The following is a 21,576-nucleotide window of genomic DNA, read 5'->3' on the forward strand; positions in this document are numbered from 1 at the left end:
ACATCGCTGCGACCGTGTGGGGGTGCCGGTTAAGAGCGAGGCGATCCTCGATGAGTTCGACGAATACCTGGCACTGCATTGCGGACGCTCGGCCCACACCCGCCGTGCGTATCGGGGCGACCTGCGGTCGCTGTTCGACTTTCTCGCCGACCGCGGCGCGGGCCTGGACGACCTGAGCCTGCCCGCGTTGCGGTCGTGGCTGGCCGCCACAGCCGGCGCCGGGGCCGCACGTACGACGCTGGCCCGGCGCACCTCGGCGGTCAAGGCATTCACCGCGTGGGCGGCGCGTCGAGGACTGCTGGCTGCCAACCCCGCCGCCCGCCTGCAAGTGCCTAAGGCCCGTCGTACACTGCCGGCGGTGTTGCGCCAGGACCAGGCGCTTGCAGCAATGACGGCCGCGAAGTCCGGTGCCGAGCAAGGCGATCCGCTGGCTTTGCGGGACCGGCTGATCGTCGAGCTGTTGTATGCCACCGGGATCCGGGTGAGCGAGCTGTGCGGCCTGGACGTCGACGACGTCGACACCGGGCATCGGCTGCTGCGGGTACTCGGCAAGGGAAACAAGCAGCGCACCGTGCCGTTCGGGCGCCCGGCCGCTGACGCCTTGCGCGCCTGGCTGGCCGACGGGCGTCCCGAGCTGGTCACCGCGGGGTCCGGCCCGGCACTACTGCTGGGCGTCCGCGGCCGGCGTCTCGATGTGCGGCAGGCACGCACTGTGGTGCACCAGACCGTCGCCGCGGTCGACGGTGCGCCCGACATGGGGCCGCACGGGTTGCGGCACAGCGCGGCCACTCATCTGCTCGAAGGTGGGGCCGATCTGCGGGTTGTTCAGGAGCTGCTCGGCCATTCCAGTCTGGCCACCACGCAGCTGTACACCCATGTCGCGGTTGCCAGGTTGCGTGCCGTGCATGATCAGGCCCACCCGCGGGCCTAACCCGGCGACGACGCCCGCCGCGGAGCGGCGTGAGGTGGGGCACCTCCCGCTTGCGGGGGAGAGGCGGGCCATCGGGCTTCGCTGGGAAATTGTGGCCGGAAATCAAACTTTGAGTGAACGGCGGCCGGCTGGGAAGCCATACGACTGGCGCTTGGCGCTAGATGACCGTCTAATACGCACTAGCAAGCGGCTGCGGCAACGACGCCAAATATCGCGTTATCGGTTAAGCGATGAGGGCACAGGGTGTTCGACTTCGGGGTGTTACCGCCCGAGATCAACTCCGGCCGCATGTATTCCGGCCCGGGATCGGCGTCCATGATGGCCGCCGCCACGGCCTGGGATGGGCTTGCGGCCGAGTTGGACTTGACGGCCGCCGTCTACGGGTCGGTCGTCTCGGAGCTGACCAGTTCACAGTGGATGGGGCCCGCATCGGTGGCCATGGTCGCCGCCGCCACGCCCTATGTTGAGTGGCTCAGCGCCACCGCCCGGCAGGCTGAGCAGGCAGGAATGCAGGCGCGGGCTGCGGCGGCAGCCTACGAGCTTGCCTTCCTAATGACGGTTCCCCCGCCGGTCGTCGCGGCTAACCGCGCTTTGCTGATGGCGTTGATCGCGACCAATTTTTTCGGCCAGAACACCCCGGCGATCGCCGCCACCGAGGCGCTGTACGGCGAGATGTGGGCCCAGGATGCCGCGGCCATGTACGGCTATGCCAGCGCCTCGCTGACCGCCATGGAGTTGACCCCGTTCACGCCAGCACCGACAACCACCAACCCGGCCGCATTTGCCGGGCAAGCCGCGACTGTCGGGACAGCCGCGATACCGGCTGGCGCCGCAGCGCTGACCGTATCGTCAAGCACCGCCGCCGCAGTGCCCTCAGCCGCACCAGCGATCGCGTTGCCGGCGTGGTACTGGGCGTTCGTCGATTGGATGAACGCACATTTGCCCGCTCTTTCGCCCGCGAACCGGACCACGATTGTTCGATTACTGGGGCTCTCGTATTTCGACGAGGGGATCCTGCAATCTTTTGTGGCGATGACACAAACGCTGATCCCGGGCTCTCCGTCCGCTGGTGCCGGTGACTCCGGGTCTTCGGTGGTTGACAGCTGGGGTTCGGTCTTCGCCGGTACCCGGGCGGGTCCGGTGGTCGGGGCAGGCGCTCGCGTTGGTGTCGCCCCCCCTTCCTCGCCAAACTGGTGGGCACACACTCGCGAAACGCTTGGCGTCACGGCCGGAGTGGGCAAAGGCGGGTCGATCGGGGGGCTGTCGGTGACGCCGGACTGGGCGGCGCGCGCCCGCATGATAAATCCCACTGCCTGGGGTAGGCCGGTCGAACAGGACATCACCGAGATCCTCAAGCAGCCAGGGGAAAACGCCATTCTTCGCGGGATCCCGATGGGCGGCACCAGCCACGCCGCCAGTGGTGGCGGCGGCTTTACCCACAAGTACGGATTCCGATACGCCGTGATGCAGCGCCCGCCCTTCGCCGGTTAGTGCGCGGCGTCAGCCATCACGCAACGGTTTGAGCCGTATCGGTGTGGACTGCAGCAGGCCGAGCGGATCGACGTAGTTGGCGCCCGAAGCCGGACCCCACATCGCGCCCCAATGCAGGCATGCCTGGGCCGGACAGCCCGGATGCCCGGCAACCAGCTCGCCGATTGCGGTTTGCGCCGTCACCAGCTGACCGGGCCGCACCGTCGCGCGGACGGGCTCGTAGCTGGTGTGCAGGCCGCCTGGGTGTGCCAACGAAACCACCGGCCGTCCCGCCAGCAGCCCGGCGAACACCACGGTCGCGTCGCCGGCCGCATACACCAACTGACCTGGGGCGCCGGCCAAGTCCACGCCTCGGTGCCCGGGGTGCCAATCGGGCACGGGCGCGTCGAATCCCCTGACGACCGCCGGGGGTGGCCGCAATGGCCAGCCCAGTCGCGCGTCGTCGGCATGCGCCGCCGGCGCGCCCATCAGCGCCCAGCACAGCACCAGCACTATCCGTCGCACCCGATCAGTTCAGGGCGTCCGCCTCGGCGGGGCCACTCACCGCTGGGCGTTCTGTGGAAAACGGCGCTCGGTGTAAACTGCTCGTCGCAGCTCGTACCAGCGGGCTGACTTCGCGCGCCTGCACGTGGTCTTTGAAGCCCCAGTTGCTTCAGGATCCGCAACAGCATGCCGGGGCGGTCCCGTGAGCCGGAATTCGGTGAACGGGTTCGGCATCGCAGCAGACGCCAGGGCCCGGCTTCACCCGATGCCGGGCGAACAACCGACACATAAGTAAGGCATACGCATGGCCGTAGTCACCATGAAACAGCTGCTTGACAGCGGCACCCACTTCGGGCATCAGACCCGGCGCTGGAATCCAAAGATGAAGCGGTTCATCTTCACCGATCGCAACGGCATCTACATCATCGACCTGCAGCAGACGCTGACCTTCATCGACAAGGCGTACGAGTTCGTCAAGGAGACCGTCGCTCACGGGGGTTCGGTGCTGTTCGTCGGCACCAAGAAGCAAGCACAGGAGTCCGTCGCGGCCGAAGCCACCCGCGTCGGCATGCCGTATGTGAACCAGCGCTGGCTGGGCGGCATGCTCACCAACTTCTCCACCGTGCACAAGCGCCTGCAGCGCCTCAAGGAGCTCGAGGCGATGGAGCAGACCGGTGGCTTCGAGGGCCGCACCAAAAAGGAGATCCTGGGCCTGACCCGGGAGAAGAACAAGCTGGAGCGCAGTCTCGGCGGCATTCGCGACATGGCCAAGGTGCCGTCGGCGATCTGGGTCGTCGACACCAACAAGGAGCACATCGCCGTCGGCGAGGCGCGCAAGCTGGGCATCCCGGTCATTGCGATCCTCGACACCAACTGCGACCCCGACGAGGTCGACTACCCGATCCCGGGCAACGACGACGCGATCCGCTCGGCGGCCCTGCTCACCAAGGTGATCGCCTCCGCGGTCGCCGAGGGCCTGCAGGCCCGCGCCGGCCTGGGCCGCGGCGACGGCAAGCCGGAGGCCGAAGCCGCCGAGCCGCTCCCGGAATGGGAGCAGGAGCTATTGGCCAGCGCCAGTGCCAGTGCAGCGCCCGGGGCCGAGGGCGCCAGCACAACCGAATCAACCACTGACCCCTCATAGGAAGGCTGAGCATTGGCGAACTACACCGCTGCCGACGTCAAGCGACTTCGGGAGCTGACCGGTGCCGGAATGCTCGACTGTAGGAACGCCCTGGTCGAAACCGACGGCGACTTCGACAAGGCCGTCGAGGCGCTGCGCATCAAGGGCGCCAAGGACGTCGGCAAGCGCGCCGAGCGGGCGACTGCCGAGGGTCTGGTCGCGGCGCGCGCCGGGGCTCTTATAGAGCTGAACTGCGAGACGGACTTCGTCGCCAAGAATGCGGAGTTCCAGAAGCTGGCCGACGAAATTGTCGCGGCGGCCGTGGCGTCCAAGGCCGCCGACGTCGACGCACTCAAACGGGCCAGCGCCGGCGACAAGACAGTCGAGGAGGCCATCGCTGCGCTGTCGGCCAAGATCGGCGAGAAGCTGGAGCTGCGCCGCGTCGCGATCGTCGACGGCACGGTCGAGACCTACCTGCACCGGCGGTCGGCCGACCTACCGCCGGCGGTGGGGGTGCTGGTCGGATACACCGGTTCCAACGCCGAGGCGGCACATGCGGTGGCGCTGCAGATCGCCGCGCTCAAGGCCCGCTACCTGTCTCGTGACGACGTGCCCGCAGACGTCGTGGCCAGCGAGCGCCGCATCGCAGAGGAGACCGCGAAGGCCGAGGGCAAGCCGGAGCAGGCGCTACCCAAGATCGTCGAAGGGCGGCTCAACGGCTTCTTCAAGGACTCGGTGCTGCTCGAGCAGCCATCGGTGTCCGACAACAAAAAGACCGTCAAGGCGCTGCTTGACGAGGCCGGCGTGACGGTGACTCGGTTCGTTCGGTTCGAGGTAGGCCAGGCGTAGCAAGCCAGCGCAGCCGGGCCTGCGTCGGGCTAACGTCAGTGCTATGCCTCGCGTACAAGCTTTCGGAGACGATGCCCTTGGCGACCTTGACGCGGTCGCCCTCGCCGATGCCATCCGATCCGGCCGGGTGGGCCGGGCCGAACTCGTCGACGCAGCGATCGCGCGCGCCGAAGCTGTCGATCCGGCGCTCAATGGGTTGGCGTACGCGGCCTTCGATCAAGCGCGAGCCCTAGCGTCCGGCGACGTCAAGGGATTCTTCGGCGGCGTGCCGACGTTCATCAAGGACAACGTCAACATGGCCGGAATGCCGTCGATGCGGGGCACCGACGCCTGGCAACCGTACCCGGCCGCCACCGACAGCGAGATAACTCGTGTGTTGCTGGACAGCGGGCTGGTGGCGCTGGGCAAAACGCAGATGTCGGAGTTCGGGTTCAGCGCCGCCGCTGAACACCCCCGACTGGGACCGGTCCGTAATCCGTGGAATACCGATTACACCGCGGGTGCCTCATCGTCGGGATCGGGGGCATTCGTCGCCGCCGGTGTGGTACCGATCGCGCACGCCAACGACGGCGGTGGTTCCATCCGAATACCTGCCGCCTGCAATGGATTGGTGGGGCTCAAGCCGACGCGTGGACGGTTGCCGCTGGATCCCGAGTACCGGCGGATGCCGGTGGGCATCGTGGCCAACGGGGTGTTGACCCGCTCCGTTCGTGACACCGCGGCCTGCTACCGGGAGGTCGAGCGCATCTGGCGCAACCCCAAACTGCCGCCGATCGGTGATGTCACCCGACCGGGCAAGCAGCGGCTCAAGATTGCCGTGGTGACAAGTTCGGTCCAGCGTGACGCAAGCCCCGAAGTGCGGGAACTGACGCTGAAGACGGCGGCCCTGCTGGAAGAACTCGGCCACCGAGTCGAGTGCATCGACAACACCTGGGTGCCGGCCAGCTTCGTCGACGATTTCGTGCTGTATTGGGGACTGCTGGCGCTGGCGCAAATCGGCACCGGTCGCCGCACATTCGGCAACACCTTCGACCGCACCCGGCTGGACAACCTGACGTTGGGCCTGGCTCGCCATACCAGGCGCAACATCCACCGGCTCCCGCTGGCGATCGCGCGGCTGCGCCGGCTGCGCCGACGCAGCGCACAGTTCTTCGCTGGCTACGACGCGTTGCTCACTCCCACGCTCGCCGACGTTACGCCACGGGTTGGTTACCTGGCGCCCAACGACTACCAGCAGGTGCTCGATCGGCTATCCAATTGGGTCGCGTTCACGCCGCTGCAGAACGTGACGGGGGAGCCTGCGATTTCGTTGCCGCTGGCTCAGTCCTCGGAAGGTCTTCCGGTCGGCCTGATGTTCGCGACCGGCATGGGTCACGAGGCGCGACTGCTGGAGCTGGCCTATGAACTAGAGCAGGCCCGGCCGTGGGCCCGGATTCAGGATTGAACTGGCCGAAGCGCTTCATGACGGCTTATCGCAGGTCTGGTGGCCGTGCACCAGCATGCATGTTTGAGTGCCGCGTCAAGCGGTTATGGACATGCGTGGGGGCGGTCCTCGTAATACCAATGGAGCGCGGCGCTTCAGCGAGGAACGTGGTCGACTCATATGGGAGGAGTCACATGAAGTTCACGAAAACCGCAGTCAAAACGGCGATCGGGGCCGCCGGAATAGCAGCTGCGGCCGCTTTCACCGCGGCGCCCGCTATTGCCATCCCCAGCATCCAGCAATTTGGCACGAGCGCGCCGATCGTCAGCGGGCCGCTTGTTACCGCGTACACGGTTCACAACCTAGAGCCAACCGACATGACCATCCCGGGCTACACACCGCAGGGGCAGCTGTGGCAGGCCGAGGTTACCGCCGTGGCAAATAGCGGCACGGTGACCCCGCTCGTGTCGTCCTTCAACGCGCGCACGCCGACCGGCCAGAACTACCGGGTCGTCAACAACGTGCCCGCGCCGGCCGGAATCAACCCGGCGCCGATTCCCCAGGGTGAGCAGACGAACGGGAAGATCTTCTTCGACGTCACCGGTGCGCCCCCGAACGGGGTTGTCTACAACGATGGCGTCCAGGATGTTCTCATCTGGACCAACAACGCTTAGTGCGATATTCCGGTCGACCTGGACCACGATCGCGCTTGTTATTGGGCGATCGAGTCCTCGGCTGTTTCCGTTGATGGCCAGACGGGACTTGGCATCGGCTCCCTGATTACCCATCGTGGCTGCGGTGGCGTGATCGCCATATAACCCACGCCGCGGACCGTCTCGATCATCGATTCGTGCTCGGTTCCCAGCTTTGCGCGCAGTCGTCGTACGTGTACGTCGACAGTACGAACGCGGCCCGTGCAGTCATAACCCCACACCTCATGCATGAGCCGAGTCCGGGTGAATGCCCGACCGGCATGCTGCACAAGAAAATTCAACAGTTTGAACTCGGTCAGGGTCAGGCCCAGATCCTTGCCACCCAGTGACACGGTGAAGCTGCCCGGGTGCAGGACGAGGTCGCCGAATTGGAGTGTGCCTTCGAGTGCGCTGCGTCGACGCGTAATCGCCAGCCGTAACCGGGCCTGCAGTTCCGCCGCGCCGGCGGCGGCTAGCAGCACGTCGTCGAATTGCCAATCGATGTCGACCTCCACAAAGTCGGCAGGTGCGACGACGGCAATCACCGCCAGTGCTGGCGCGTTGGCTGTCAGCCGCCGACAAACCCTGCGCGCTGCCGTCAGGTCGGTGCGCGCATCGATGACCGCGACGTCGGCAGTGGAATTCGCCCCCTCGTCGGGATCGTCCAACGGGACTCGCGGTAACACCTGGGCGAACGATTCCAGCGTCGGTAGAGCCGATTCAAATTCGGGATCATTGGAAATGAGAACAACTTCCAACAGATGTCTCCAAACCTCACCAGGGTGCTCGACCTACCAGCAGCGCTGGATACCCGGTTCAGAGCAAATCTATTCCAAGTTTGTTCAATTGAGTTCTGCCCAGCACCCACCAGCTGGGCTGATCGGCCCAGATACGGGACGCTTCCCGTGGCGTTGCGAGGGGATTCCCAACGTGCCGATTGCTCAAACATCGGGGCGGAGAAATAGTTGGTAAGAGACGGCTGCACGACACAACCGCATCGCGCGGCCCCGGCGGCTCCCCAGATTGCCAGCTGGGCAAATACTCCACCCCGCCCACGCGGGAGCGAGGCGATGAGGCAGGATAAGAGATGCCGTTCCGGGTGGTTGCCGGGATGGCACTCTCATGCGAGGAGTCTGATGAAGGAGCCCAAGCCGACGAGCACCAACGGTGTGCCGGCTTCTCCAGTTTCTGGCTCGCCGTCGAAGTATTCGCGAGTATTGCTCAAGCTCGGCGGCGAAATGTTCGGTGGCGGCCAGGTCGGGCTGGATCCCGATGTCGTGTCGCAGGTGGCCCGCCAGATCGCCGACGTGGTCCGCGGCGGCGTGCAGGTTGCCGTCGTGATCGGCGGTGGCAACTTTTTCCGTGGCGCACAACTTCAGCAGCTCGGCATGGAGCGCACCCGCTCGGACTACATGGGCATGCTCGGAACGGTCATGAACAGCCTTGCCCTGCAAGACTTCCTGGAGAAGGAAGGCATTGTCACCCGAGTCCAGACCGCAATCACGATGGGCCAGGTGGCCGAGCCCTACCTCCCGTTGCGGGCCGTCCGCCACCTGGAGAAGGGCCGGGTGGTGATCTTCGGCGCCGGCATGGGGCTGCCGTACTTTTCCACGGACACGACCGCGGCGCAGCGGGCACTGGAGATCGACGCGGACGTGGTGTTGATGGCCAAGGCCGTCGACGGTGTGTTTGCCGAGGATCCGCGGGTAAATCCCAACGCCGAACTACTCACCGCGGTCAGCCATCGCGAGGTCATTGACCGAGGGCTGCGAGTGGCGGATGCCACGGCGTTCAGTCTTTGCATGGACAATGGCATGCCGATTCTGGTGTTCAACCTGCTGACCGATGGCAATATCGCCCGAGCGGTCGCTGGTGAGAAGATCGGAACGCTGGTCACCACCTGAGAAGGAGCGGCGCCAATGATACGCGTCGGCGACGATGCAGAGCGAAGCGATGAGAAGGAGCGGCGCCAATGATAGATGAGGCACTCTTCGACGCCGAAGAGAAGATGGAGAAGGCCGTGGCAGTGGCTCGGGACGACCTGTCGACCATTCGTACCGGCCGCGCCAACCCGGGCATGTTCTCCCGGATCGCCATCGACTATTACGGCGCGACCACCCCGATCACACAGCTGGCCAGCATCAATGTTCCCGAGGCTCGGCTGGTCGTCATCAAGCCCTACGAAGCCAACCAGCTGCACGCGATCGAGACAGCCATCCGCAACTCCGATCTTGGAGTGAACCCCACCAACGATGGCACCCTGATCCGGGTGGCCGTACCCCAGCTCACCGAGGAACGCCGGCGAGAACTGGTCAAGCAGGCCAAACACAAGGGGGAGGAAGCCCGAGTCTCGGTACGCAACATCCGTCGTAAAGCGATGGAGGAACTGCACCGCATCCGCAAGGATGGCGAAGCCGGCGAGGATGAGGTCGGGCGGGCCGAAAAGGATCTCGACAAGACCACCCACCAGTACGTCGCCCAAATCGACGAGCTGGTCAAACACAAAGAAGGCGAGCTGCTGGAGGTCTAGCGGCCGCCCAGCAGCTAAGTACGTTTACGCCTGTGGCAACCACTGATGCCGACCCCGGCAGCCCAGATGAGCCGGCGCAGCCGGCCAAAGGGACCTCCCGGGCCGGACGTGACCTGCGCGCCGCGAACCTGGTGGGCTGGAGCATCGGCTTTGTCCTCATCGCGACGCTGGTGTTCGTTCCACATGTCTGGGTGGCGATTTGTGCGGCGGCCATCTTGGTTGCCAGCCACGAGGTGGTGCGGCGGCTGCGTGATGCCGGCTACCTGATACCGGTAATCCCCTTGTTGGTCGGTGGCCAGGTAACGGTCTGGCTGACCTGGCCTTATCGCGCCGTCGGGGCGCTGGTGGGATTCGCCGCCATGGTGATGGTTTGCATGATCTGGCGGCTTTTCATGCAGGACAAACGGTCGGACGGCCAAGGCGAACGCTCCGATGGTCAGCCGTCTTCGACCAACTACCTACGCGACGCCTCGGCCACCATTTTCCTGGCCGCGTGGGTGCCGCTGTTTGGCTCCTTCGCCGCGATGCTGATCTACGAACCAAAGCACGGCCCGGGGTGGGTGTTCTGCATGATGATTGCGGTCATCTCGTCCGATGTGGGGGGCTACACCGTGGGGGTGCTGTTTGGCAAGCATCCGATGGTTCCCAGGATCAGCCCGAAGAAGTCCTGGGAGGGCTTCGCCGGTTCGTTGGTCTGCGGGATCACCGCGACGATCCTGACCGGGACCTTCTTGGCCGGCAGGACTCCGTGGGTCGGTGCTTTGCTTGGTCTACTTTTTGTGCTCACCACCACGCTGGGCGACCTGGTGGAGTCCCAGGTAAAGCGTGATCTCGGCATCAAGGACATGGGTCGGCTGCTGCCGGGCCACGGTGGTTTGATGGACCGGTTGGACGGCGTGCTGCCGTCCGCGGTGGCGGCCTGGACAGTACTAACGCTGCTGCCTTAGGGCCGATACTGGACAGATCATGGTCGGTGAGCTGATATTCGAGGCGCCGCGCCGCGGCAAGCCGCCGCGGCACCTAGCCGACCTCGACGCCGCCGGACGCGCGTCGGCCGTTGTCGAATTGGGCCTGCCGGCGTTTCGCGCCAAGCAGCTCGCCCACCAGTACTACGGCCGGCTGATCGCCGATCCGCGGCAGATGACCGACCTTCCGGCGGCGGTTCGCGACCAGATCGCCGAGACCATGTTCCCCAACCTGCTCAGCGCCGTCCGCGAAGTGACCTGCGACGCTGGGCAGACACGAAAGACGTTGTGGCGGGCCATCGATGGCGTCACTGTCGAGTCGGTGCTGATGCGCTATCCACAGCGCAATACGGTGTGCATTTCGTCGCAGGCCGGCTGCGGCATGGCCTGCCCGTTCTGCGCCACCGGCCAGGGCGGCTTGACCCGCAACCTGTCGACCGCCGAGATCCTGGAGCAGGTACGCGTCGGTGCTGTGGCGCTGCGTGACGACTTCGGCGACCGGTTGTCCAACGTTGTGTTCATGGGCATGGGGGAGCCGCTGGCCAACTACACCAGGGTGCTGGCCGCAGTGCGGCGCATCACCGAGCCGCCGCCGTCGGGTTTCGGGATTTCCGCGCGATCGGTGACGGTGTCGACGGTCGGTCTGGTCCCTGGTATCCGCAAACTTGCCGATGAGCGGCTTGGCGTGACGCTGGCGCTGTCGCTGCATGCGCCCGACGACGAGTTGCGCGACACGTTGGTACCGGTCAACAACCGGTGGAAGATCAGCGAGGCGCTGGACGCCGCCCGCTACTACGCCGACGTCACCGGCCGGCGGGTGTCCGTCGAGTACGCGCTGATTCGTGATGTCAACGACCAACCGTGGCGGGCTGATCTGCTGGGTAACCGATTGCACTGTGCCCTTGGGTCCCTGGTGCATGTGAATTTGATCCCGCTCAACCCGACCCCGGGCAGCGATTGGGACGCCAGCCCCAAGCCGGTGGAGCGCGAGTTCGTCAAACATATTCGCGCGCAAGGGGTTTCCTGCACGGTGCGAGACACCCGCGGTAGGGAGATAAGTGCCGCGTGCGGACAGCTGGCCGCCGACGGCGGCCGATGAACCCTAGCGGCGGGTAATCCGTAATCAAGACAAAACACCCAGCAAGCGAGGTCAACCATGAGTTTTCGCGTTGTGTCCCCAATCAAGACGTGTGCCCCCCTTTTAGCCGCGCTCGTCCTGATGTTCGGTCTGGCCACCGCGCCGCGTGCGGCGGCCGCCGACGAGCGCCTGAACTTCACGGCCACCACCTTGGCCGGTGCTCCGTTCAATGGCGCGAGCCTGCAAGGCAAGCCGGCGGTGTTGTGGTTCTGGACGCCGTGGTGCCCGTTTTGCAACGCAGAAGCTCCCGGTCTCAGCCAGGTGACGGCGGCCAATCCAGGCGTCACCTTCGTGGGTGTTGCGGCCCATTCCGACGTCGGGGCGATGCAGAACTTCGTTTCGAAATACGGCCTGAACTTCACCAACCTCAATGACGCCGACGGCGCGATCTGGGCCCGTTACAACGTCCCTTGGCAGCCGGCATGGGTGTTCTACCGCGCGGATGGTTCCTCCACGTTCGTCAACAACCCCACCGCGGCGATGTCCCAGGAGGAGTTGTCCGGCCGGGTGGCCGCGCTGGCGTCGTAAACCGGTGGACCAGGCTCTGATTGGTTTGGCCTTCGCCGCCGGCTTGGTGGCAGCGCTAAACCCCTGCGGGTTTGCCATGCTGCCCGCTTACTTGCTGCTGGTGGTGCGCGGGGAGTCTGCCGAGCGCCGCAACCCCGTCGGCGCGTTCGGTCGAGCCCTGGCAGCCACCGTGGGCATGTCACTCGGCTTTGTGACGGTATTCGGCTTGTTCGGCGTGCTGACCATCTCGGCGGCCAGCACCGTGCAGCGCTACCTGCCCTATGTGACGGTGGTGATCGGCGTGCTGCTCATCGCTCTGGGGGTTTGGCTGCTGTCGGGTCGAGAGCTGACCGCACTGACGCCGCGACAGCGGAGCCAGCGATGGGCTCCCACGGTTCGGGTGAGTTCCATGTACGGATATGGCGTCAGCTATGCGATTGCGTCGTTGTCCTGCACCATCGGGCCGTTCTTGGCGGTCACCGGCGCGGGCCTTCGGGGCGGTTCGATCATCGGGAGCGTGGCCATCTACCTCGCCTACGTCGGGGGACTGACCCTGGTCGTCGGTGTGCTTGCGATCGCGGCCGCAACCGCCAGTTCGGCGCTGGCCGACCGCATGCGACGCATCCTGCCGTTCGTCAATCGGCTTAGCGGTGCGGTGCTGGTGCTGGTCGGGCTGTACGTGAGCTACTACGGGATTTACGAAGTGCGGTTGTTCCATGCGGCAGCAAATCCGCAGGACGGCGTGATCGCCGCGGCGGGGCGCCTCCAAGGGGCGTTGGCCGGTTGGGTACATCGGTACGGCGTATGGCCGTGGACCGGAGCATTGGCCCTGCTGGTGGCTGGCGGGCTGGTCAGCGCCTGGTACCGGCGAGCGCGTCGCTGAATTTGGGCCGAGCAGACGTGAAAGCCCCCGACACGCCGAGCGTTCGGGGGCTTTCACGTCTGCTCGGCCTGTGTCAGGCCGCCAGCGGCTCACCGACCGTCGACACGTTGCGCGGCAGCGTGGAGTCGAGCACCGCATCCGGATCGGTGGCCGTGTCAGCGGCCATTCGCGGTGCCGTCTCGGTGCAGACCGGCAGTGGCGAGGTTGCGGTCGGCGTCCCGGAAGGCACCGCGGCCCGGCTGCACGTCACCACGGGATCCGGTGTCGTCACCAACCAGTTGCAGCCGTCGGAGGGCCCCGAACGAGGCGACCAAACCCTCGTCCTGCAGATGCGCAGCGGCTCCGGCGACGTCAACATCCATCGGGCAACACCCGCCCACCAAATCGTGGACGGGTGAGCATTACCTGATCCAGCCGCGCCGCCGGCCCCACAGGTCGCGCACCAGCACGAACAGCACCACCGCGGCAAACCCGATCAGGAACCAGTCCTCGACGTGGCCGACGTGGTTGCCCCGCAGCATCGCCAGCAGAAACCCGAAGATGCACAGACCGACGATGTGCCAGGTGCGGTGATTGATCCTGCTCCAGCCCCACGCCGCGGACGGCACCTCAGCGGTGTCGACGCCGGTGAAGTGCTCCACCTCGGTACTGGCCACGGCGATTCCTCTCCGATCGGCTTGCAGGTTGCAGCACATTCTGGCACACGCCGATTTGGCGTTACCCCGACGGCATCAGCACCGTGTCGATCATGTACACCGTCGCGTTCAGGGTCTGCACGCCGCCACACACCACCGAAGCGTTGTTCGCCTTGAGGCTGTTGCCCGAACCGGTCACCGTCACCGACCCGCCTTGCACCGTGGCGTGCGTGCCCACGACTTGAGCCGGGCTCAGCTGTCCGGGGACCACGTGGTACGTGAGGATCTTATTCAGCAGCGGCGCATCGGTTTTCAGCGTGTCGATGGTCGCGGCGTCCAGCTTGCCGAACGCTTGATCGGTGGGAGCGAACACCGTGAACTGGCCACTGTTGAGTGTGTCCACCAGGTTCACCTGTGGGTTGAGCTTGCCCGAAACCGCCGAGGTCAGCGTGGTGAGCATCGGGTTGTTCGAGGCCGCCACCGCAACCGGGTCGGCCGCCATCCCTTCCACCGATCCCGGGCCGGTGGGTACCTGTTGTGCGTAGGCCTGGCAACCGGGGCCGACCAGATTGGTGGCCGGACTGGCCGCCGCGGTGGGTGCGACGGCAACCGCGAGACCGACGGCGGCCGCGGCTGCCGCGAAAGTTAGTGCTGCAGTGGTTTTTTGTTGTCGCTTCATTGCCTGGGCTCCTCAATTGTTCTCGGCGACGGTAACGCCGCCTGGATTTGTAGTGACATGAATGATTCGGAGCCGGACGGGTTTTGGATGGCCTCGCAATCGAGTCGGTCATCCATAGGTGAACGAATACACCTGCAACCCTTGGCTGGGAACCACTTCGAGCGTCCCGTCGGTCACCCGATCGCCAGCGACGATCTGGTGAGCAGTCGGCGGACCGCTGATCGGAAGCGTCGTCGAGGTTCCGTCGTGGATCACGGTGACGGTTCCGGTGCCGCCGACGACCAGATAGACGTTCTTTGCGTGGTAGTTGAGTTTGATGCTGGAGTCGTCGCTGTCGGCCGTCGCACCCTGGTAATCCAGCGACCACCGACCGCTCAGCGCGAAGGCGTTGGCTCGCAGTGCCTTCGGATAGGTGAACGTCGCCGAACCCTGATCGTAGAGCTCGCTGCCCGCGAAGTTGACCATCTTGCCCACCCCGAAGTAGGTCTCGGGAGTGAGCCCGGCCGCGGGCGTGGTGTCGGTGGTGTCCACCGGCGGCGGCAACTTCACGCCTGGATTGGCATCGACCAGCAACTGCCGGATCAGCCTTTCGGTGCCGTCGTAGTCGCCTTCGCCGAATTTGATATGGCGCACTGTGCCATTGGCGTCGATCAGATATTCGGCGGGCCAGTAACGGTTGCGGTAGTTCGTCCACGTTGCGTAGTTGTTATCCAGCGCCACTGGGTATTTGATGCCCAGGTCGGCGGCGCCGGTCGCCACATTGTTGGCGACCCTTTCGAATGCGTACTCGGGGGTGTGCACGCCGATGACCTCGAAGCCGTTGTTCTGGTACGCCTGGTACCAGCCGACGACGTGGGGGATGGCGCGTTGGCAGTTGATGCAGGAATAGGCCCAGAAGTCGATGAGGACCACCCGGCCCCGCAACGACTTGAGATCGACCGGTTTGTTGCCGGGGGTGTTCAGCCAGGACTCGATGCCCTTGATGTCTGGCGCGGGACCGCAATTTTCGAGTTCGGCGGCGCCATTGCTGCAGTTCGACAACTGCGCATTCTGATCGTTGACGAGGCCGCTGAGATTCAGCTTTTCCCGAATCTGGTTGTCACCACCGACTTTCTGCTGCAATGCGCTGGTGTAGTCGGGAATCGCTCGCTGTAGCAGCGCGGGCACGTTGAATACCAGTGCCACCGCCAGCAGAATCGTCACGACCCCCGCCGCGATTCGGATCTCACGCTGCCGACGGCGAAACGCGCTTACCCGTGCGGCCACCTGCTGGCCAGCCAGCGCGAAGAACAGCAACGGCAATGCGGCGCCGACGGCGAAGGCGCACGTGAGCACGACGGTGTTGACGCCGATGTTGGAGGTGGCCCCGGCCACTACGATCGCGGCGAGTACCGGACCCGCGCAAGGAACGTAGAGCGCACCCAACGCCAGGCCAAGACCGAACCCGTTGCCGCCGCCGGTGTCGACTCGTCTTTGCGGGATGCGAGCGAACGGCCGCTCCAGCAGCTGCTCGAACCGCGGGAAGATCAGCCCGAGACCGATCGCGACCAGTGCGACCAGCGCCACCCAGCGGATTGCGTCCTGCCGCAGGTGCAGCAGCGACAGCAAGGCGGTGCCCGCCAGGGTGACCACACTGAAGCTGAGCACCAGACCGGCGATCACTCGATACGGGCGCAAGGCTTCGGCGCGTGAGCGTTTTGGCTTGACCGCGACGGCAACGCTGCCGGAGGAATCGGGTGCGGCGCCGGTGCGGGCGCCGGAGAAGAAGATCACCGGCAGTACCGGCAGGATGCACGGGGATATGCCGGTAATGAGGCCACCGATAAGGCCGATGAGTGCGAGCGTGAACATACCCACCATTCGAAGCTGACGCCGCGGCGGATTGGTGAAAGCCAGGCACGCAACGAAAGGCGGCCCGGCAGAGCCGGGCCGCCCATAGCGTTTGCCGCGAGCTACATCGCCGGCGGCATCAGCACCGTGTCGATCATGTACACCTGCGCGTTGGCGGTGGAAACCCCGCCGCAGACCAGGCCCGCGTCGTTGACCTTGAGGTCATTGCCCGCGCCGACGACATTCACCGTGCCGCCTTGCACAGTGGCATGTTGACCGCCCACCCGTGCCGGACTGAGCTGACCGCTGACCACGTGATAGGTCAGGATCCTGTTCAATAGCGGCGCGTCGGTCTTGAGGCGCTCCACCGTCGCGGCGTCGAGTTTGCCAAACGCCTGGTCGGTGGGGGCGAACACGGTGAACTGGCCGCCGTTGAGGGTGTCGATCAGATTCACCTGGGGGTTGAGCTTGCCCGACAGTGCCGAGGTGAGCGTGGTCAGCTGCGGGTTGTTCGAGGCCGCGACCGTGACCAGATCCTGTGCCATGCCGGCCACCGAGCCGGGTCCGGAGGGCACCTGCTGGGCGTAGCTCGCGCAACCGGCGCCGATCAGGTTGGCCGACGGGTTCGCCGTCGGTGGCATGGCGGCCATTGAGGTGGCCATCGACTCGGCCGGCTTGGAGCTGGTGGAGCTGGCTACCCCGCCCTTGCTCGAACAGCCCGCCAACACCGCCACCGCGATCGCGCCGATACCGGCCGCGGCACATGCCTTGTGCTTAAAGTCCTTCATGTTGATCCGACTCCCTTGTCTGTCGTGTCGTGGGATTGCACCTCCTATTCGGCGCCGTTCGCGGCCCGGATGGGTTGCCGCGAGGGGCACAATGATGGGGTGACCAATCCGAGCGGGGGCCGCCTGCGTGTCCTGGTGCTGGGTAGTACCGGCTCGATCGGCACCCAGGCGTTGGAGGTCATCGCCGCCAATCCGGACCGTTTCGAGGTGGTTGGGCTGGCTGCCGGCGGCAAAAACCTCGACACGCTGCTGCGGCAACGCGCCGAGACCGGTGTGACCAACATTGCCGTCGCCGACGATCACGCGGCGCAACGGGCCGGCGACATCCCCTACCGCGGCGCGGATGCCGTCACCCGGCTGGTCGAGGACACCGAGGCCGACGTCGTCCTCAACGCGCTGGTCGGCGCGTTGGGGCTGCGACCTACGCTGGCCGCGCTGGAGTCGGGTGCTCGGCTGGCCCTGGCCAACAAGGAATCGCTGGTCGCCGGCGGTCCGCTGGTGTTGCGGGCAGCGCGGCCCGGTCAGATCGTGCCCGTCGACTCCGAACACTCCGCGCTGGCCCAGTGCCTGCGCGGCGGTGCTCCCGACGAGGTCGCCAAGCTGGTGCTGACCGCATCGGGCGGGCCGTTTCGGGGCTGGTCATCCGCGGACCTGGAACATGTCACCCCCAACCAGGCCGGCGCCCATCCGACCTGGACGATGGGCCCGATGAACACGCTGAACTCCGCGTCACTGGTCAACAAGGGTTTGGAGCTCATCGAAACCCATCTGTTGTTCGGCATCCCGTATGAGCGGATCGAGGTGGTGGTACACCCGCAGTCGATCATTCATTCAATGGTCACCTTCATCGACGGCTCGACCATCGCCCAGGCCAGCCCACCGGACATGAAGCTGCCGATTTCGTTGGCGTTGGGTTGGCCGCACCGGGTGCCCGGTGCGGCCACCTGCTGTGACTTCACTAGCCGACAGGTCTGGGAGTTCGAGCCGCTGGACACCGACGTTTTCCCCGCGGTCGAACTGGCCCGGCACGCCGGCGAGGCCGGCGGTTGCATGACCGCGATTTACAACGCCGCTAACGAGGAGGCGGCCGAAGCATTTCTCAAACGGCGGATCCCGTTCCCCGCCATTGTCGGCACAATCGCGGACGTGCTGCACGCTGCCGACCAATGGGCCCCGCAATGGGGCGAGGTACCAGCTACCGTGGATGACGTACTCGACGCGCAGCGCTGGGCGCGGGAACGGGCGCGGCTGGCGGTAGCCACAGCGAGCCCGGCAAACGTTTCTGGAATGGCTTGAGACGGGAATGGCTTGAGAAAGGTCCTTACTGGCTGATGATGTTCGTTATCGGCATTGTGCTGTTCGCACTCGCCATCATGATCTCGGTGGCGCTGCACGAGTGTGGCCACATGTGGGCGGCGCGCGCTACCGGCATGAAGGTACGTCGTTACTTCGTCGGCTTCGGCCCCACGTTGTGGTCGACCCGGCGTGGTGAAACCGAGTACGGAGTCAAAGCCATTCCGGCGGGCGGCTTCTGCGACATCGCCGGCATGACCCCGGTCGAGGAGCTTGCGCCCGACGAGCGTGACCGCGCGATGTACAAACAGGCGACCTGGAAGCGCGTCGCGGTGCTGTTTGCCGGGCCTGGGATGAACTTCGTGATCTGTGTGGTGCTGATCTATGCCATCGCCCTGATCTGGGGGTTGCCGAACCTGCACCCGCCCACCCAGGCCGTGATCGGCGAAACTGGCTGTGTTGCAACGGAAATGACCCAGGGCAAGCTCGAAAAATGCAGTGGCCCCGGTCCGGCCGCGCTGGCCGGCATCCGCGCCGGCGACGTCGTCGTCAAGGTCGGTGACACCCCGGTATCCACCTTCGACGACATGGCCGCCGCGGTGCGCAAACTGCACGGCACCGTTCCGATCGTCGTCGAGCGTGACGGCACCATGATCACCACCAACGTCACCATCGAATCCACCCGGCGCTGGTTGCCCAATGGCCAGGGCACTCGACTCGAGCCCAGCACGGTCGGCGCCATCGGCGTCGGCGCCCCGCACATCGGGCCCACGCAGTACGGCGTGTTCTCCGCGATACCGGCTACCTTCACGTTCACCGGCGACCTCACTGTCGAGGTGGGCAAGGCGTTGATCGCCATCCCGAGCAAGGTTGGCGCGCTGGTGCATGCCATCGGTGGCGGACAGCGTGACCCGCAAACGCCGATCAGCGTGGTCGGTGCCAGCATCATCGGCGGCGACACCGTCGACCATGGCCTGTGGGTCGCATTCTGGTTTTTCCTGGCCCAGCTGAATCTCATCCTGGGTGCGGTCAACCTGCTGCCGTTGCTGCCCTTTGATGGCGGCCATATCGCCGTCGCGGTCTTCGAGAAGATCCGCAATATGATCCGGACGGCTCGCGGCAAGGTGGCGGCCGCGCCGGTGAACTATCTCAAGCTCATGCCGGCGACCTATGTGGTGTTGGTGTTGGTCGTCGGATACATGCTGTTGACCGTCACCGCCGATCTGGTCAACCCGATCAGGCTGTTCCAGTGAGTACCGGGTCCGTCGGCCTGGGTATGCCCCAGCCACCGGCACCCATACTGGCGCCGCGGCGCACCACGCGTCAGCTGATGGTCCGTGACGTCGGGGTCGGCAGCGACTATCCGATCTCGGTGCAGTCGATGTGCACCACCAAGACCCACGACGTCAACTCGACCTTGCAGCAGATCGCCGAATTGACCGCGGCCGGCTGCGACATCGTCCGGGTGGCCTGCCCGCGTCAGGAGGACGCCGACGCCCTGGCCGAGATTGCGCGGCACAGCCAGATCCCAGTGATCGCCGACATCCACTTCCAGCCGAAGTACATCTTCGCCGCCATCGACGCCGGATGCGCTGCGGTGCGGGTAAACCCGGGCAACATTAAGGAATTCGACGGCCGGGTCGGCGAGGTCGCCAAGGCCGCCGGCGACGCGGGCATCCCGATCCGCATTGGCGTCAACGCCGGCTCACTGGACAAGCGGTTCATGGCCAAGTACGGCAAGGCCACGCCCGAGGCGCTGGTGGAGTCGGCGCTATGGGAGGCCTCGCTGTTCGAGGAACACGGCTTCGGCAACATCAAGATCAGCGTCAAGCACAACGACCCGGTGGTGATGGTCTCGGCTTACGAGCAGCTGGCCGCGCGGTGTGACTACCCGTTGCACCTCGGGGTCACCGAGGCTGGACCCGCTTTCCAGGGCACCATCAAGTCGGCGGTGGCTTTCGGGGCGCTGCTGTCCAAGGGCATCGGCGACACCATCCGGGTCTCGTTGTCGGCCCCGCCGGTCGAGGAGGTCAAGGTCGGCAATCAGATTCTCGAATCGTTGAATCTGCGGCCGCGTTCGCTCGAGATCGTGTCCTGCCCCTCGTGCGGTCGAGCGCAGGTCGACGTCTACACCCTGGCCAACGAGGTGACCGCTGGCCTGGACGGCCTGGACGTGCCGTTGCGGGTGGCCGTGATGGGGTGTGTCGTCAACGGTCCGGGTGAAGCTCGTGAGGCGGATCTGGGTGTGGCCTCCGGCAACGGCAAGGGGCAGATCTTCGTGCGGGGCGAGGTCATAAAGACCGTGCCCGAGGCGCAGATCGTCGAGACGCTGATTGAGGAAGCGATGCGAATCGCCGAAGAAATGGGCGAGCACGATCCGGGCACGACAGCGAGCGGTTCGCCTATTGTGACCGTAAGCTAATAGTGGCCTAATTCACTGCCCTTCAGAGAGTTCTCCAGATGTCGGCTCCGCCCATCTTGCGCCTGGTTGGCGAGAGACGGGTATCCGTGGTGCGCGACGCGGCGGCCGTGTGGCGAGTACTTGACGACGACCCGATTGAATCGTGCATGGTCGCCGCCCGGGTCGCAGACTATGGCGTCGAACCGAATTCGATTGGCGGCGAACTGTGGACCTTTCGCGGCGCGCAGGAGTCGCTGTGTTTCGCCGGCGCCAATCTCATCCCGCTGCGCGGTGGACTAATCGATCTGAATGCTTTCGCGGATGAGGCGATGAGCACATCGCGGCGGTGTTCGTCACTGGTCGGCAGGGCCGATCTGGTGTTGCCGATGTGGCGTCGGCTCGAGTCAACCTGGGGCCCGGCCCGTGACGTGCGTGACCACCAACCGCTGATGGCCATCAGCACCCATCCCAGCTGTCCGATCGACACCGCGGTGCGTCAGGTTAAGCCGGAGGAACTGGACGCCTATCTGGTGGCGGCCGTCGACATGTTCATCGGCGAAGTGGGTGTGGACCCGCGGCTCGGCGACGGGGGCCGGGGCTATCGCCGTCGGGTAGCCAGCCTCATCGCGGCCGGGCGTGCCTGGGCCCGCTTCGAGCACGGCCAGGTCGTCTTCAAGGCCGAGGTGGGTTCGCAATCCCCGGCTGTCGGGCAAATCCAGGGCGTTTGGGTTCATCCTGAGTGGCGAGGCCTGGGCATTGGTACCGCCGGCACCGCGACGTTGGCTGCCGTGATCGTGGGTAGCGGGCGCATCGCCAGCCTGTATGTGAACAGCTTCAACACCGTGGCCCGTGCCGCATACGCGCGCGTCGGCTTCAAGGAAGTCGGCACCTTCGCGACGGTGCTACTGGACTAGGGCTGGCTTCGCGAGCGTAACCGG

At 65.6% G+C, this 21,576-nt stretch carries 23 protein-coding genes; 17 read left to right on the forward strand and 6 right to left on the reverse strand.

The genetic code is table 11. The annotated features are described in order from the left end of the window. Window positions 1-22: 22 nt before the first annotated feature. Both AADZ78_RS08690 and AADZ78_RS08695 read left to right on the forward strand, forming a co-directional pair. Window positions 23-931: a tyrosine recombinase XerC gene (locus AADZ78_RS08690; RefSeq protein ID WP_085250349.1), complete on the forward strand. Its 909-nt coding sequence runs from the start codon at window positions 23-25 to the stop codon at window positions 929-931. A gap of 288 nt (window positions 932-1,219) precedes the next feature. Continuing rightward, the gene (locus AADZ78_RS08695) at window positions 1,220-2,422 is read left to right on the forward strand and encodes a PPE family protein (protein WP_139828679.1); all 1,203 of its coding nucleotides are present in this window, start codon (window positions 1,220-1,222) and stop codon (window positions 2,420-2,422) included. Between the two features lie 9 nt (window positions 2,423-2,431). Here AADZ78_RS08695 and AADZ78_RS08700 read toward each other — a convergent pair whose 3' ends face one another. Next, entirely contained in the window at window positions 2,432-2,890 is a 459-nt protein-coding gene (locus tag AADZ78_RS08700) for a M23 family metallopeptidase (RefSeq protein ID WP_169726287.1), read from the reverse strand. Between the two features lie 319 nt (window positions 2,891-3,209). Between AADZ78_RS08700 and rpsB the strand changes: the two genes are divergently transcribed. The 4 genes from rpsB to AADZ78_RS08720 all read left to right on the forward strand — a co-directional run bounded on the left by rpsB (window position 3,210) and on the right by AADZ78_RS08720 (window position 6,971). Next, window positions 3,210-4,046: a 30S ribosomal protein S2 gene (gene rpsB, locus AADZ78_RS08705; protein WP_085250326.1), complete on the forward strand. Its 837-nt coding sequence runs from the start codon at window positions 3,210-3,212 to the stop codon at window positions 4,044-4,046. Window positions 4,047-4,058: 12 nt separating this feature from the next. After that, the gene (gene tsf, locus AADZ78_RS08710) at window positions 4,059-4,874 is read left to right on the forward strand and encodes a translation elongation factor Ts (RefSeq protein ID WP_085250325.1); all 816 of its coding nucleotides are present in this window, start codon (window positions 4,059-4,061) and stop codon (window positions 4,872-4,874) included. A gap of 43 nt (window positions 4,875-4,917) precedes the next feature. Next, on the forward strand, window positions 4,918-6,318 hold the full coding sequence (locus AADZ78_RS08715; RefSeq protein ID WP_085250324.1) for an amidase: 1,401 nt from the start codon (window positions 4,918-4,920) through the stop codon (window positions 6,316-6,318). 173 nt (window positions 6,319-6,491) lie between these two features. After that, window positions 6,492-6,971 (forward strand): MPT63 family protein, encoded by a 480-nt coding sequence (locus AADZ78_RS08720; RefSeq protein WP_085250323.1) that lies wholly within the window; start codon window positions 6,492-6,494, stop codon window positions 6,969-6,971. A 38-nt stretch (window positions 6,972-7,009) separates the two neighbouring features. Here AADZ78_RS08720 and AADZ78_RS08725 read toward each other — a convergent pair whose 3' ends face one another. Continuing rightward, the gene (locus AADZ78_RS08725; protein WP_085250322.1) at window positions 7,010-7,747 is read right to left on the reverse strand and encodes a winged helix-turn-helix domain-containing protein; all 738 of its coding nucleotides are present in this window, start codon (window positions 7,745-7,747) and stop codon (window positions 7,010-7,012) included. A gap of 378 nt (window positions 7,748-8,125) precedes the next feature. Here AADZ78_RS08725 and pyrH point away from each other — a divergent pair, with 378 nt between their 5' ends. From pyrH to AADZ78_RS08760, 7 genes are all read left to right on the forward strand, one after another. Then, window positions 8,126-8,893, forward strand: coding sequence for a UMP kinase (pyrH, locus tag AADZ78_RS08730; RefSeq protein WP_085250321.1), 768 nt, complete (start codon window positions 8,126-8,128; stop codon window positions 8,891-8,893). 68 nt (window positions 8,894-8,961) lie between these two features. Next, a complete protein-coding gene (frr, locus tag AADZ78_RS08735; protein ID WP_085250320.1) occupies window positions 8,962-9,519 on the forward strand; it encodes a ribosome recycling factor in 558 nt (185 codons plus the stop codon). Between the two features lie 32 nt (window positions 9,520-9,551). Then, a complete protein-coding gene (locus tag AADZ78_RS08740; RefSeq protein ID WP_085250319.1) occupies window positions 9,552-10,466 on the forward strand; it encodes a phosphatidate cytidylyltransferase in 915 nt (304 codons plus the stop codon). 19 nt (window positions 10,467-10,485) lie between these two features. After that, a complete protein-coding gene (gene rlmN / locus AADZ78_RS08745) occupies window positions 10,486-11,583 on the forward strand; it encodes a 23S rRNA (adenine(2503)-C(2))-methyltransferase RlmN (RefSeq protein ID WP_085250318.1) in 1,098 nt (365 codons plus the stop codon). Window positions 11,584-11,640: 57 nt separating this feature from the next. Continuing rightward, the gene (locus tag AADZ78_RS08750) at window positions 11,641-12,150 is read left to right on the forward strand and encodes a protein disulfide oxidoreductase (protein WP_085250317.1); all 510 of its coding nucleotides are present in this window, start codon (window positions 11,641-11,643) and stop codon (window positions 12,148-12,150) included. A gap of 4 nt (window positions 12,151-12,154) precedes the next feature. After that, window positions 12,155-13,012 (forward strand): cytochrome c biogenesis CcdA family protein, encoded by an 858-nt coding sequence (locus AADZ78_RS08755; protein WP_085250316.1) that lies wholly within the window; start codon window positions 12,155-12,157, stop codon window positions 13,010-13,012. A 17-nt stretch (window positions 13,013-13,029) separates the two neighbouring features. Next, window positions 13,030-13,410, forward strand: a complete 381-nt coding sequence (locus tag AADZ78_RS08760; RefSeq protein ID WP_085250315.1) for a hypothetical protein — start codon at window positions 13,030-13,032, stop codon at window positions 13,408-13,410. 3 nt (window positions 13,411-13,413) lie between these two features. Here AADZ78_RS08760 and AADZ78_RS08765 read toward each other — a convergent pair whose 3' ends face one another. The 4 genes from AADZ78_RS08765 to AADZ78_RS08780 form a co-directional block, all read right to left on the reverse strand. Then, the gene (locus AADZ78_RS08765; RefSeq protein ID WP_085250347.1) at window positions 13,414-13,668 is read right to left on the reverse strand and encodes a DUF2631 domain-containing protein; all 255 of its coding nucleotides are present in this window, start codon (window positions 13,666-13,668) and stop codon (window positions 13,414-13,416) included. Window positions 13,669-13,729: 61 nt separating this feature from the next. After that, window positions 13,730-14,326 (reverse strand): fasciclin domain-containing protein, encoded by a 597-nt coding sequence (locus AADZ78_RS08770; RefSeq protein ID WP_085250314.1) that lies wholly within the window; start codon window positions 14,324-14,326, stop codon window positions 13,730-13,732. A 108-nt stretch (window positions 14,327-14,434) separates the two neighbouring features. Next, window positions 14,435-16,177, reverse strand: a complete 1,743-nt coding sequence (locus AADZ78_RS08775; protein ID WP_085250313.1) for a cytochrome c biogenesis protein DipZ — start codon at window positions 16,175-16,177, stop codon at window positions 14,435-14,437. A 101-nt stretch (window positions 16,178-16,278) separates the two neighbouring features. Then, window positions 16,279-16,944 carry a fasciclin domain-containing protein gene (locus AADZ78_RS08780; RefSeq protein ID WP_085250312.1) on the reverse strand — a complete coding sequence of 222 codons (666 nt, stop codon included), beginning with the start codon at window positions 16,942-16,944 and terminating at the stop codon, window positions 16,279-16,281. Window positions 16,945-17,013: 69 nt separating this feature from the next. On the opposite strand from AADZ78_RS08780, the gene dxr reads away from it, so the two are divergent. Genes dxr through AADZ78_RS08800 form a run of 4 tightly spaced genes read left to right on the forward strand, consistent with a single transcriptional unit; the run spans window position 17,014 to window position 21,552 of the window. Further along, window positions 17,014-18,240, forward strand: coding sequence for a 1-deoxy-D-xylulose-5-phosphate reductoisomerase (gene dxr, locus AADZ78_RS08785; RefSeq protein WP_085250346.1), 1,227 nt, complete (start codon window positions 17,014-17,016; stop codon window positions 18,238-18,240). Window positions 18,241-18,275: 35 nt separating this feature from the next. Then, complete coding sequence (locus AADZ78_RS08790; RefSeq protein WP_085250311.1) at window positions 18,276-19,490, forward strand: M50 family metallopeptidase; 1,215 nt, start codon at window positions 18,276-18,278, stop codon at window positions 19,488-19,490. A gap of 23 nt (window positions 19,491-19,513) precedes the next feature. Next, window positions 19,514-20,659, forward strand: coding sequence for a flavodoxin-dependent (E)-4-hydroxy-3-methylbut-2-enyl-diphosphate synthase (gene ispG / locus AADZ78_RS08795; RefSeq protein WP_085250345.1), 1,146 nt, complete (start codon window positions 19,514-19,516; stop codon window positions 20,657-20,659). A gap of 38 nt (window positions 20,660-20,697) precedes the next feature. Beyond that, window positions 20,698-21,552: a GNAT family N-acetyltransferase gene (locus tag AADZ78_RS08800; protein ID WP_085250310.1), complete on the forward strand. Its 855-nt coding sequence runs from the start codon at window positions 20,698-20,700 to the stop codon at window positions 21,550-21,552. The last annotated feature ends 24 nt before the right edge of the window (window positions 21,553-21,576 follow it).

It is taken from the genome of Mycobacterium riyadhense (assembly GCF_963853645.1).
In the GTDB taxonomy this organism is placed as follows: domain Bacteria; phylum Actinomycetota; class Actinomycetes; order Mycobacteriales; family Mycobacteriaceae; genus Mycobacterium; species Mycobacterium riyadhense.